Source organism: Psychrobacter sp. 1176_08, from assembly GCF_052850615.1.
Window position 1 is genome coordinate 81734 of record NZ_VXCU01000002.1, and the last position, 12776, is coordinate 94509.

The window sequence follows — 12776 nt, forward strand, 5'->3', positions numbered from 1 at the left end:
ATTATTTTTCTACAGGCTTATTAAGCTTGACCACTAAGCTATCACAAGGGACATTTGGCAATATACTATCCGCCGTGGCAGTCACTAACCAAGCGGCGATACCATGACGCTCATGACGTCCAATAATAAGTAAATCAACGTTTTTTTTATGACAGTAATTAACAATACCCTTACTGTTAGAGATGGCAGCGGTTACCTCAGAATTAAAGACTTCTAGCTCATTGCGCTCAAGAAAGCGCGCAAGTTTAGCACGTGCTTCTTGCCACTTTTCACCATCGACGTCGCCTGTGAGGCTAGACGAAGGGACAAGCTCATAACCGAAGCGCACCATGTCATCTTCAACGATATGCAGCACAGACAATTTGGCATTGGGAGCGCCAGCGAGGATACGTTTGGCCTTTTGCGCAACCAAATCAGCATCGGACATTAAGTCAGTGACCAATAAAACATGTTGGTAACTCATGAGCAGCTCCTTGTGACAGATAGTTTTCACTATAACACTACTAATGCCCGCTGTTAAGTAACATCATTAAATCAGGAACATTCACTAAACATATTTAGATTTTAAGGTCTAGCTACCTTTCCTATGGCTTTCTGGCCTATCTTTTAGAGCGTACCTTGACTTATTAAATGCTTAGCCCCATCTAATACCGTTAGGCAAATTCCTATTAATGGATGCAACAGTGCCATTACATATACCGCTATGACATACGAATATTACCCAAAATTTTTTGTACTGATTGATATCAATGACAGATAAAACGATTTATCTTGTAGCCATTATCTTGTACTCGTAATTTTTATTCATTATTGGTTTTTACTCAAGTAAAGTAAGAGATGCATAATTTTTACTCGAACCTCACGCTGATACTTACTCAGGTAAAAACACTCTATAAGGAACACTATGACTGACACGCTATTCACTGCTGACCTGACCCTGCATCCAGCGTTTGAGCTGATTGAGCATCGCCATATTGAGGCGCTTTCGATGGATGTGTTGATCAGTCAACATGTCAAAACAGGTGCAATGCATTATCATTTGGCACACCCAAGTGATGAAAACGCTTTTTTGGTGGGCTTTCGTACCCAGCCCATGGACTCAAAAGGTGAGGCGCACATCCTAGAGCATGTCGCCTTATGTGGTTCTGAAAAATTCCCAGTCCGTGATCCGTTCTTTTCGATGATTAAGCGCTCGCTCAATACTTTTATGAATGCGATGACTGCCGCTGATTGGACGGCATATCCGTATGCCACGCAAAACAAAAACGACTATTTTAACTTGCTTGCGGTCTATCTTGACGCGTCATTTTTTCCCAATATTCATCCGCTTGATTTTGCTCAAGAAGGCATTCGTGTTGAGTTGGATAGCGAGGACAAACCGCATTTTAAGGGTATTGTATTTAATGAGATGAAAGGGGCGATGAGTGGTGAGATTGATCAGCTTTATCATGCTGTCGCTCATCACTTATTCCCAACGACGACGTATCATTACAATTCAGGCGGTGATCCTGCTGATATTCCTGATTTGACACATCCTGAGTTGGTGGCGTTTCATCAAAGCCATTATCATCCATCGAACAGCGTGATCATGAGCTTTGGTAATATTCCAGTGGCTGAGACACAGACCAAGATTCATGAAGATGCGTTGATTCAGTTTGAAGCTGGCAAAAAGCACGTCTCACGTCCAGAGCAGCGCTTGTCTGCGCCAATTAGCGCCACCGATACTTATACCGCTGATGAGGCAGGCCCAGACCAAACGCATCATGTCGTTGCTTGGCTGCTACCGTCTATTACCGATCCAAAGCAGCGTCTGGCGCTCCGTTTATTAGAAGGGGTGTTGGTTGAACATTCAGGCTCACCGCTGCGTGCGTATTTGGACAGCCATCCTCTAGGCAAAGCACCTAGTCCATTACTGGGACTCGATGACAGTCATTACGAAATGGTCTTTTATACCGGTCTACGTGGCTCAAACCCTGAGCATGCCGAAGCGGTCGAGCAGGGCATCATAGATTTGCTGACCAAAGTTGCAAGCGAACCAGTCGATGATGAAACCATCGAAACCATTTTGCATCAGATAGAGATTGATCAACGTCATATCGGTGGTGATAGCGTTCCTTATGGTCTAAATCTAATGCTAGAAGGCTTTAGTACCGCTATCCACGATGGCAACCCTATCGATGTTTGGGAAGTGGATGAGCATCTACAATGGTTACGTGAGCAGGTGAAAGATAAAGCGTGGTTGCCCAATTTAATCAAAACCCATTTGCTCGACAACACTCACCGTGTGCGTGTCACCTTGACGCCAGACAGTGAAAAAACGGCTCGTCTGGCTGCTGCAGAGCAGACCCGTTTAGACACTATCGCGATGGATTTGACGGCTGATGATAAAGACATTTTGCATAAGCAAGCGCTCGATTTGGCTGCGCGCCAAGCAGCGCCGGATGATTTGAGCTTATTGCCAAAAGTGGGTCTAGAAGATGTCCCAACGGACATTAGCTTTAAGCAAGGCACGCAAAAAACGGTACGTTTGAGTGGACAAGACAGCACTTTATTTGAATATGAAGCAGGTACCAATGGTATCTACTATTATCAAGTCATTGTGCCATTGACCGATGCCATTGGTGGCGTCAATAGTGACCAGTTGCCAGTAGATGAGGTGATTAATCATCCATTGCTGCCTATTTATCTAAGTTTATTGTCAGAGCTTGGCACCGACTCGATCAGTGCTCATGACATGCAAGCCAAGCAAGCGGCGCATTCTTCTGGAGTGACTGCGCGTATCAGTCAACGTACTGATATTGCCAATAGTCAGTCTATCAGCAGTTATTTTGTGGTCGCGACGCGTGCGCTGAACCGTAAGCCTGAAGCGATTGATCTGCTCAAAGAAGTCATGGAGCATAGTGTCTTTAGTGAGCATGACCGTATCAAAGAGATTTTGCAGCAGCGTCAAGCGAGCTGGCAATCAAACCTTGCAGGTTCTGGACATTCGTATGCCATGCAGATAGCCAGTCGCGGTATGAGTCGTCAAGCGCAGCTAGAGTATGTGCGCAGCGGTCTTCCCGCCTTGAATGCACTGAAAGATTTCTTAACACATGCGAGTACTGACGATGCGCAATGGGATAAGCTTGCGACCAGCTTGATGGACTTGCATCAGCGTTTGATTAGCTTGCCCAAACATGCGGTTATTATCTGTGAAGCCGAGCAAACTGAGCGGTTGAGTAACTTAATTGTCGACAGTTGGAAAGACAGCCAAGCACCAGCGCTTGCAGAAAAATTAACCAACTCTGATCGCGGTATTGATGACAATGTCCCAAGCGAGTTTGCAGACTTACATCTAAATGATGTTGAAGGTGAATCAGTAGCGGTTGAAGATTTGGCATGGTTGGTTCCGACCAACGTTTATCATAATGCCAGCGCTTATACGGTACCTGCAGCCGACCATCCTGATACCGCTGCATTGATGGTATTAGCGCCTTACTTACGAAACGGCTATTTGCACAGTGCCATTCGTGAGCGCGGCGGGGCTTATGGCGGTGGTGCCGGTTATGATGCCAATGCCTGTGCCTTTAAATTCTTCAGTTATCGTGATCCTCAGTGTGCTGAGACCTTTGCCCATTTTGATGCCAGTATCGAATGGCTGTTAAACGAGCCGCAAACCGATGAGCAGTTAGAAGAAGCCATCCTCGGTATTATCTCTGGTATGGATAAACCTGGCTCTCCTGCAGGGGAGGCAATCAAAGCCTGCTTTGCTGACTTGCATCGTCGCGGCGCAGACTGGCAGCGCAAAATGCGTGCGGCCATCTTGTCCGTGACCGTTGCTGATTTGCAGCGTGTTGCCAAACAATACTTGCAAGGGCAAGAGCATGTACGTGCGGTTCTAGCGCCTTATGACAAAGAAAGTCAGGTAAAAGCATTGGGCTTTAATGTGTGTAAAATTAAAAGCTAATAGCACTGTGCTCCTGTAAAGTAAATGAACTATATAAGAAAACCGCCGCTTTCGATGTATGATGAAAGCGGCGGTTGTTTATGGTCTTTACTTTTTATAGCGTTGACTTATAAGCCATTACTTTTTGATCAAGTAATTGGCGACTGCTTTAAAAGCAGGAATGGTAGTCGGGTCATTTTTGCCATTACTGGCATCAGGATGCGAGGCAAAACGGACAATGACCATGTCAGCTACTGGATCAATATAAATCCTTTGCCCATGGACGCCGCGAGCCGAGTAGACGGGTGTGGGGTTGTCGTATGACCACCACATGCTTTTATAGCTGCCATTTTTGAGTTGTTTGTAATTTGCCTTGGCAAAAGCAGCCTTGTTACCGCCAGCCTCGATATGCTCTACTACCGCTGCTGGAAACAGACGCTCACCGTTAATCTCGCCTTTATTCAGCATGAGGCTACCAATGCGTGCCATATCATGCAAGCCTGCACTGATACCACCGCCTGCAAATGGCGTACCTTTGGCATCAACCGTCATATAGGCACTTTGTTCAGCGCCGATTTTTTGCCATATGCGCTCAGAGAGTAGGTTATTGACCGCTTTGCCAGTGGTACGCGCAATGATCCAACCCAGCGTATCGCTGTTAATGGTTTGATAATTAAAGGCATTCCCATGCTCGCCTTTTTTCTTGACCGTTTGAAGGTATTCAAAGTAGCCATTAGACCCGTCATAATCTCTGGGTTTCGGTAGTGGGCTGGCCGCTTCTGAATATTTCCAAATATCCGCATTGGGATCGGCATAGTCTTCGCTATAGTCCAGCGCAGTGGTCATATCCATGACTTGACGTACGGTTGCATCTCCAAAACCGCTATCTGCTAACTCAGGAATGATAGAGGCAACCAATGCACCATCGTCAAGCTTTCCTTCGGTCACGAGAATCTCTGCCAATAGCCCTGTCATCGATTTGGTCATCGACATCGCAGCATGTTGGCCGAGCTCATTGAGACAGCCATTTTGACGCTCATATACCACCTTACCGTGATGCAAGATCATAATGCCGTCCGTATAGTTGGCGTCCAATGATTCTTGCCATGTCATCGAGCGATTACTACCAGTGGGAGTAAAGGTAATGGCATCAATGTTTTTATCCAGCTCATAATTGAGCTCGGAGGGTGCACCGATACCGCGACTGACTTCGGTGGTCGGCATTAGCTCACGAATGTGGCAAACTGTCCAACGTAGCTTTGGAAAACTAAAAAAATCAGAGGACGGCTGCGCTATCAGCTTGTCATTGGGCGGCGGAAAACCTTGCATCCAGCCAAGTGCCTGTGGATCTGATTGTTTGGCAGTAAGTGGTGTGTCATTTGCATGACTGGTTGTACTGAGCAATGTCATGGCGATGGTCAGTGGCAATAAAGGAGTGAATGATAGTAGCGATAAGGAACGTTGCAACAAAGTCAGCATGATATTCTCGCAAGTCAGATGAAGCAGTTAACGTCAGACAATAAAAAACCATCGATAAGGGTCTATACTAATGACTTAGCATAATTCTTATCAATGGTTTTTACCAACAACTTTTGTATGGTCTTTTGTGCTTATCGTACGAGGTTAATAGCGTTTAATACTTTGATCTTTGCCGATATAGTCTTGATGAACCGGAAATTGAGCATATGTATCGAATGTTTTACGGTCTTCAAAGTAGCTGTTTAGCGTGCGACGTACTGCTTCAAAAGCAATCTCATCCCATGGAATGTCTTCTTCTTTAAACAAAGCACAGTCAAGGCTCTCAGAGCCGATACCATACGCGCCGTCTTTTAACTCTGTTAGATAGATACTATAGATTTGACCGATATCAGGAATGTCATACAGACAGTATAAGCGCGGGTTGATAACCACTGCTTCTGCCTCTTCATAGCTCTCACGTGCCGCTCCTTCAGCCATGGTTTCGCCATTTTCCATAAATCCGGCTGGCAAGGTCCAAAGTCCATATTGCGGTTCGATGGCACGGCGACACAGAAGCACTCGGTTTTCATGAATCACAAGTGAGCCACAAATTACTTTTGGATTTTCATAATGAATATAGTGGCAATTGGGACATACCAAACGCGGTACATTATCTGTGGGTGGTATTTTGCGTTCTGCTTTATGACCGCATTGTAGACAATAGCCCATATTACCTGCCTTATTTTTTATAAATATCGTGTATCCACTTATCTTAAAAGGTTTTTGACCATTCTGATGTTTGCTTTTGTATATAAAGTTCTTCGCAATAAACAGTATTTCGTATAGTACCAAGCGTTTTATTCTTACCCATACTAAGCATCGTCAGGATTATATGAGGCTGCTTTATCTAAAAACCCTGATAGCATTTGTCAATTTCTATCAAGGGTTTTTAAAGTGAGGGATAGGAGCTTATCAATGACGATCAGAGCTCAGCATCTGCATGCGTAAACTGCCTGCTACAGAAGCATAAACAGGCAGTATTGGCCGTTTCAGCCCATGGTATAAAACATCAGCGAGCAACCAGTGACGATGTGTAAGGCTGTCCGTTCAATAGGTAGCAATACTCGGAGGATGTAGCACATCATTGATATCAGCCATTGGTAATCATGCCTCCATTGATATGGAGCGTTTGACCCGTCACAAAGCTACTGTCTTGGCAAGCAAGAAATACATAGGCAGGCCCCATCTCACGTGGCTGACCCATACGACCCATTGGTGAGGACATCGACTCTAAAATATCTTTATCAAAGTCTTTAAATACCAGTTGAATCTCACTCACTACAGGGCCTGGTGCCACCTGATTAACGCGAATGCCGCGACTAAGTAGTTGTTGCGATAGCGCGCGGGTATAGCCGACGATAGCGCCTTTGGTCGCGGTATAAGGTACCAAAACATCATTGCCGACATACGCATTAACGGACGTCGTATTAATGATACTGTCGCCTTCTTTCATGTGCTCAAGAGCGGCGCGGGTCGCATAAAACATTCCTGACATATTGACATCAAAGTGCTGCTGCCAATCCTCATCGCTGACTTCCGATAAATCATGATACGGCTTTTGCATACCAGCGTTATTTACTAATACATCAATGCTGCCCCATTGTGCCACGACAGCTTCTACTGCTTCTTTACAACTGTTACTGTCTGCCGTATCACCTTGCAACACTAGAGCGTCTGCGCCTTCCGCTTCGATGCCTTCACGTGTCTCATTTGCGCTTTCTTCGTCAGAATGATAAAGGATGGCGACTTTGGCACCTTCGCGTGCCATATGAAAAGCAACGGCACGTCCGATACCGCTGTCTCCGCCAGTGATCAAAACGCGTTTTTCAGCCAGTTTGCCTGAGCCTTTGTAACTATCATTGATATATTCAGCAGGTGGCATCATGCTGTCGATTTGGTCTGTCATAACTCGTATCCTTTATCTTATTTATAGTTAATTTATAGTTAATTTATAGTTTGTATGTATGACAAGGCTGTGTGAAGTCCTTTTTATATGGATATGTCAAAATTGATATCTCAAAGTAGATATTCTATATTTATCACAGTCTGTCGGAGCTCATCATAATATCCAGACACCTATTTTGGAATATTGCTAAGTTGAGGTTTGGTAATTTAAAAATGTTGTCGTGTTAACCGATAAGTTAAATCAAGACTGAATAAGGTGGTGCAAAAATGGTATAGACATATAAAAATATGTTGATCAAAAACAGATGATATATGGCATAGAGACATGAAAGAGCAGGCATAATGACAAAGAATTAACATTAAATTTTGGACATTACCGAGATATATAGGCAATCGATATAACAAAGGCTGTACACAATGAGAATAAGCATTGGTATTTATACCCACTGTTGCATTTATCAAAAGAGAATATCTTATATAGGCATGGGTAGTATTTTGATAAACATGGCACAATCATTGTCTATAGCGATAAGCTGATGAATAAGAAAAGCTGCCACACCATCGACAGGTTATACTGGCATGCTGAGATAGGCACCATCATAAATAATATGATGATGACCACCCATAGGATTTGATAATGACCATACCCAACAATCTTGATGTCTTTAATAAATTTAGCGTGGCTGTACCAACGTTTATTCGCTATCCCACACTCAGAAAATTGGCTGAACGCGTACAGCAAGAAACCGTCACTGCCATCAATCATCCAATACGCCACAACGATTACAACACTTCTTATAGCGCGCGTGTCTTAGACAGTCTATATCAGACACCAATTGCAGATGCCTCGGTATTGGTGGCGATCACTCATGAGCGTCATCCAAAATTGCTACTCACGCGCCGCGCTGCCCATATGAATAGTCATGCTGGTGAAGTGTCTTGTGTAGGCGGTAAACACGATCAGGGTGATGGCAATAATGTCATCACGGCTTTGCGTGAAGCGTGCGAAGAAACCGCTCTACCACCAAGCAAGGTGCAATTGCTCGGTCAGCTACCTATACAAACCTCCAAAAGCGGTCTGACAGTACGGCCAATTGTGGCATTGATTGCACCCGATTTGGTATTGGTGCCCGAACTTGGGGAAATCTCTCGCATATTTTGGGCAGATTTTGAGTCGTTACTCACTCAGCCGACTGTCGAGTATGCCGTTGAATACACCATGCAAGAGCAGACGTCGACCCTGCTTACGCCAAGTTGGCAAGTGGATGGAGAAACCGTTTGGGGTTTGACTGGGCGTGTCATCGCCAGCCTATTAGAAACTGGCTTTGATCGGCAGCTTGATTGGTATTATCGTGTCCAGAATACACGCTTGTAAACGTATTAATGGATAGTCTGTCATAGTACGAGGCTTGGAAAGACATTGAGTTTAAGTTGAAATAGTGACCTCATGAACGATGTTTTGCGTCAGTACTTATTTATAGTAGTCATCGTTTTTCTTTAGCCACCAATTCATATTGTCTTGACGCTGGGCACGAAAAGCTTCTAATTTTTTATCAATGCTGCGATTGTGCTGGCGGGCGGTATCAAGCGCAAACAAGATAGGCACTGAGGACAGGACACCAAACCGTATTTTTGATTTTGGTAAATCCAGTCCGTCACCAATGTCATCGCCGACTAGAGTACGCGTCACGCTGGCATTGACCATCTCAACGAAGCGGCCTCGGCGGTTGTCTTCACCCATGAGCTGACGTGGTAAGTCGTGCAAGGCTTTTGCCAGTGGCTGTCCCATCTTAAAATCAAGCTGCTGAATCGACAGATACGTATACAACCACTCCCAGCAAACCGCCTCATCTTTCGGTAAGCGCTGTAAATCAACGCCCATCCAATAGCTGGCCAAATTCCACAGATGCAAAATACCTGCCGCTTCCTCTTTACTAATGCGGGCACCAAGCAGCCGTAGTCCGCGCATAATTAACAGCGAAAACTGCAAATGGGTGGCAATCATATCGGTTTGATTAATCGGCACGCCCCAATATGCCGTGTTCCAGCTGCCATCAGGATTATGGTGCTGGTCGGCTTCAGTGATGATACCGTTGGCAGCATTGCCTTTACCTTTGAGTAAGTTTTGACGTACCAAGGTATGAATCTGTCGCACTTGGATAGACTGCCGCCAGCCTTCAGAACCAATAGCCAGTACTTGCTCAATCGGTTGACGATTGAGGTGCGCGCTCATGTTTGATTGAGGATGCTCAGAGACCGCTAAAATATAAGCGTAGGTACGCATTAGCCGCGGTAGCGCATCATGCATCAGTGCACCAGTCTGAATCAGAGGGAGAGAGAGGGCAGGTATACTATAGCCTGCCATCAGGGCAACATTACGCAATAGCCAAATCAACATCAAGGGATAACGTCGGTAAGCAACTGCTCCAATGTGTGCAAGCTTGGGATCGAACCAATCAGGATGGCAGCTAAATTGCTCTGTCAATGCCCGAAAATTGGCATTGTTTTTGAGTACATCGTCGCTGTTGTTACTGATAATGTGCTGTTGTAATGGCTTAGCAAAGCGAATGCCATCAGCGGCTAGTGCATCTGCGAGCGGATCACCAATATCGTAACCAGCTACCATCTCTTCTAATAAATCGTGCGAGATGACAAAGTTTTTCGGCAATAAATAGCGTTTGACGCGTTTTAAGACTTGTAGATCGCTATGGTCGTCAAGAGCCGTTGTACGTCCATGACGCTGATAAGGTTCTGCCGAGCTCTTTTGTTCTGAAGAGATGGCAGATGCACGATTTGCTTCATCACTGAAATCTGTAGAATCCATATTTATCTATTGCCTTTATGATGAAATCTCTCACAATGCCAACGATATCAATATCTATTCCTGTAATGGCACCAATTTGGTATGACATTTTATATGATGATAATAAAAATGAGCCACCCATTTGCCAAACGGCATTTGAGTAGCTCATTCTGTCATCAATGTGGACGGGTTAAATCTACAGACGTTCCACTCACATTCTCTTTTAAGCTAAATTTGAGCATGAGGTAACCTGCGATACCAGAAACGATTGAACCCATGATAATGCCTAGGCGCTCGTCGAACATTGTGGTGTCGCCTGCGAATGCCAGACCACCGATAAACAAACTCATCGTAAAACCAACACCGCACAATAAAGCGGCGCCGTAGATTTGCTTGAAATTCATGCCTCTTGGCATGGTTGAGATACCAAGCTTAAAGATTAACCAGCACATAATCATAACGCCTAACTGTTTTCCGATGAACAGACCAGCGGCAATACCAAGTGGAACAGAATGGAACAATTCCTCAAGACCAGCCCCTTGGAGTGATATACCAGAGTTTGCAAAAGCAAATATTGGCAAAATACCAAAGGCGACTGTGTTGTGTAAGTCGTGTTCTAATTCTTCAAGTGGAGAGTGCTCAGGATCGGTGCGGTCAAACATTGGAATAAAGAGTGCTAAAACCACTCCAGCCAAGGTTGCATGAATGCCAGATTTGAGTACGGCAATCCACATAATCACACCAATAAGCAAATAAGGCGTGATTCTAGTGACGTTACGACGATTCAAAAAGTATAAAGCAGGCAGACATAAACCAGCTACCGCTAACGATTGTAATGACAATTCGCTGGTATAAAATAGCGCGATGATTAAGATGGCACCAATGTCATCAAAGATAGCAATAGACACCAAAAATACTTTTAAAGAGTTGGGTACGCGGCTGCCCAAAAGACTCAAAATACCAAGGGCAAAAGCAATATCAGTCGCCGCTGGAATGGCCCATCCTTTCCAAAACTCAGGCTCATGGTAGTTAAATAGCAAATAAACAATGGCTGGGAAAATCATACCGCCCAAAGCAGCACCAGCTGGCAGTATGATTTGTTTGACGTTAGACAGCTCGCCGATCAAGACTTCACGCTTAAGCTCAAGTCCAACTAAGAAAAAGAAAATCGCCATCAGACCATCGTTGATCCAGTGGTGTGCATCTTTGGCAATACCGAATTCGCCTATCTGGATGGCGACAGGTGCGTGTATAAATCCTTCGTACCAAACACTCAGAGGGGAGTTGGCAATGATCATTGCAGCAATGGCAGCCAATGCCAAAACAATCCCGCCTGCCGCTTCAAACTCAAAAAATGCCTTAATCCTTCGTATTGCCATATCATCCTCATTTACTAAGTACAAATGTATTAAATAACCTCAAATATCTATCCTGTCACGCGGTTCAACGTCACAGATAGAAAAGCGTAGTTTCTCATGCTCTTATTCATATAAACAACAAAATACGCTAACCAAAAGTTATGAGTGCTTCCTGCTATATTCATAATAACGATATTATAAAGGGGATATGACAGACAAAGTAGTTGCAACTCGTTAAATCTTTTTAGGTTAAAGCCGTTTATTTCGAATATTTAATGAGTAATGAGACAAATTTAGCAGACTTTTTTATGTTTTTGGTTTTTTTTATGGTTTTATCCTTATAATGATTGACGTTGTATAAAGCGCAGTGAGCGCTCTAGCACCTATCAGTAATGCCATTGCTTATCTAATAGCAATTTTTTTTAGCCGAATTTTTTGGGCTGTCTCTGTTTTTATTATCTGTTTTGAAGGTCAGTGTCATGGACGTATCCCTCTCTTTAGAGATTATCTTAATGCTTACCGCTGTGGCGGTGCTAGCCGGTTTTATCGATGCGATTGCTGGTGGCGGCGGTCTATTAACCATACCTGCCATGTTACTGGCTAACATTCCGCCCGTCTTGACGCTTGGTACCAATAAGTTACAAGCTGCCTCTGGCGCGCTAGCCGCCTCTATTACAATGATTAGAAAAGGGGTGGTTAAGCCTCAACGTATTAAAGTCGCTATCATTGCCGCTTTTATCGGTTCTGTGATTGGTACTATTGCCGTCCAAATGTCACCACCAGATTTGCTTGAAAAACTGATTCCATTTTTGATTGCTGCTATCGGGATTTATACGTTATTTGCCCCCAAGCTTGGAGAAGTAGAAGCAACCCCGCGCATCTCAGAAGGGATGTGGCAAAAAGTGGCGGCACCTGTGATTGGTTTTTATGATGGTTATATTGGACCTGGGACCGGAATGTTCTTTGCGCTTGGTAATGTAGCATTACGTGGCCGTCAGATTATTGAGGCAACTGGTGCTGCTAAAGTGTTGAACCTATCTACCAATATTGGCTCATTAATATTTTTTATCTTGGGCGGCAACGTTCTGTGGAAGGTAGGATTGGCGATGATGGTTGGACAAGCGGTAGGCGCGTATTTTGGTTCTCATATGGTGGTTAAAGGTGGCAGTAAATTGATTCGACCTTTAATCGTACTCGTGTGCTTGGCGATGATCACCAAATACGTGATGGGATAATGCCGTTAAGGACAAAGTGGCGTTAAGCGATA

Annotated in this window: 9 protein-coding genes; 3 read left to right on the plus strand and 6 right to left on the minus strand. The window is 44.4% G+C overall.

Annotated elements, in window-relative coordinates; genetic code table 11:
- Window position 1: 1 nt before the first annotated feature.
- Entirely contained in the window at window positions 2-463 is a 462-nt protein-coding gene (locus FW759_RS02930; RefSeq protein WP_443528857.1) for a universal stress protein, read from the minus strand.
- A gap of 441 nt (window positions 464-904) precedes the next feature.
- On the opposite strand from FW759_RS02930, the gene FW759_RS02935 reads away from it, so the two are divergent.
- The gene (locus FW759_RS02935; RefSeq protein WP_446442148.1) at window positions 905-3946 is read left to right on the plus strand and encodes an insulinase family protein; all 3042 of its coding nucleotides are present in this window, start codon (window positions 905-907) and stop codon (window positions 3944-3946) included.
- Between the two features lie 117 nt (window positions 3947-4063).
- Here FW759_RS02935 and FW759_RS02940 read toward each other — a convergent pair whose 3' ends face one another.
- The 3 genes from FW759_RS02940 to FW759_RS02950 form a co-directional block, all read right to left on the minus strand.
- Window positions 4064-5404: a serine hydrolase domain-containing protein gene (locus tag FW759_RS02940; RefSeq protein WP_446442149.1), complete on the minus strand. Its 1341-nt coding sequence runs from the start codon at window positions 5402-5404 to the stop codon at window positions 4064-4066.
- A 144-nt stretch (window positions 5405-5548) separates the two neighbouring features.
- Window positions 5549-6112: an NUDIX hydrolase gene (locus tag FW759_RS02945; RefSeq protein WP_062845454.1), complete on the minus strand. Its 564-nt coding sequence runs from the start codon at window positions 6110-6112 to the stop codon at window positions 5549-5551.
- A gap of 421 nt (window positions 6113-6533) precedes the next feature.
- A complete protein-coding gene (locus FW759_RS02950) occupies window positions 6534-7349 on the minus strand; it encodes an SDR family oxidoreductase (protein WP_446442150.1) in 816 nt (271 codons plus the stop codon).
- A gap of 636 nt (window positions 7350-7985) precedes the next feature.
- Between FW759_RS02950 and FW759_RS02955 the strand changes: the two genes are divergently transcribed.
- Complete coding sequence (locus FW759_RS02955; RefSeq protein WP_095569794.1) at window positions 7986-8723, plus strand: NUDIX hydrolase; 738 nt, start codon at window positions 7986-7988, stop codon at window positions 8721-8723.
- A 96-nt stretch (window positions 8724-8819) separates the two neighbouring features.
- On the opposite strand, the gene FW759_RS02960 is transcribed toward FW759_RS02955, so the two are convergent.
- The gene (locus FW759_RS02960) at window positions 8820-10172 is read right to left on the minus strand and encodes an oxygenase MpaB family protein (RefSeq protein WP_446442151.1); all 1353 of its coding nucleotides are present in this window, start codon (window positions 10170-10172) and stop codon (window positions 8820-8822) included.
- Between the two features lie 155 nt (window positions 10173-10327).
- Window positions 10328-11530: a Na+/H+ antiporter NhaA gene (nhaA, locus tag FW759_RS02965; RefSeq protein WP_062845450.1), complete on the minus strand. Its 1203-nt coding sequence runs from the start codon at window positions 11528-11530 to the stop codon at window positions 10328-10330.
- 458 nt (window positions 11531-11988) lie between these two features.
- On the opposite strand from nhaA, the gene FW759_RS02970 reads away from it, so the two are divergent.
- Window positions 11989-12744 (plus strand): TSUP family transporter, encoded by a 756-nt coding sequence (locus FW759_RS02970; protein WP_062845449.1) that lies wholly within the window; start codon window positions 11989-11991, stop codon window positions 12742-12744.
- The last annotated feature ends 32 nt before the right edge of the window (window positions 12745-12776 follow it).

Bases quoted from the DNA above. Each gene is read 5' to 3' on its own strand.
- FW759_RS02955 (WP_095569794.1), top strand. From the start codon at position 7,986: ATGACCATACCCAACAATCTTGATGTCTTTAATAAATTTAGCGTGGCT.
- FW759_RS02970 (WP_062845449.1), top strand. From the start codon at position 11,989: ATGGACGTATCCCTCTCTTTAGAGATTATCTTAATGCTTACCGCTGTG.
- FW759_RS02945 (WP_062845454.1), bottom strand. From the start codon at position 6,112: ATGGGCTATTGTCTACAATGCGGTCATAAAGCAGAACGCAAAATACCA.
- nhaA (WP_062845450.1), bottom strand. From the start codon at position 11,530: ATGGCAATACGAAGGATTAAGGCATTTTTTGAGTTTGAAGCGGCAGGC.
- FW759_RS02930 (WP_443528857.1), bottom strand. From the start codon at position 463: ATGAGTTACCAACATGTTTTATTGGTCACTGACTTAATGTCCGATGCT.
- FW759_RS02940 (WP_446442149.1), bottom strand. From the start codon at position 5,404: ATGCTGACTTTGTTGCAACGTTCCTTATCGCTACTATCATTCACTCCT.
- FW759_RS02950 (WP_446442150.1), bottom strand. From the start codon at position 7,349: ATGACAGACCAAATCGACAGCATGATGCCACCTGCTGAATATATCAAT.
- FW759_RS02935 (WP_446442148.1), top strand. From the start codon at position 905: ATGACTGACACGCTATTCACTGCTGACCTGACCCTGCATCCAGCGTTT.
- FW759_RS02960 (WP_446442151.1), bottom strand. From the start codon at position 10,172: ATGGATTCTACAGATTTCAGTGATGAAGCAAATCGTGCATCTGCCATC.